The organism is Variovorax sp. Soil_C_17, assembly GCF_057657265.1.
In genome coordinates, this window is record NZ_JBDGIT010000074.1 from 1 (window position 1) to 236 (window position 236).

At 64.8% G+C, this 236-nt stretch carries 1 protein-coding gene; it reads right to left on the bottom strand.

The window, feature by feature from the left end:
- Positions 1-236 (bottom strand): hypothetical protein (locus AC3A6Y_RS35095; RefSeq protein WP_487872803.1); only part of this gene is annotated, 236 nt, incomplete at both ends.

Below are 236 nucleotides of genomic sequence, written 5' to 3' on the forward strand. Positions count from 1 at the left end.
GATTGGACCCGGCTCCAGGCTTGCGAGCCGTCCTGGTCGTAGTCGTACCAGTTGCGGCTGCCGTCGTCCATGTACAGGTTGGCATGCGCTTCGCGGCCCGCGGCATCGAAATGCGAGACCAGCGCGCCCCAGCCTTGGCTGCCATCCTGGTTGTAGTCGTACCAATCGCGGCTGCCGTCATCCAGGAACATGCTGGCGTGGGCTTCGCGGCCCAAGGCATCGAAGTGGGACTCCAC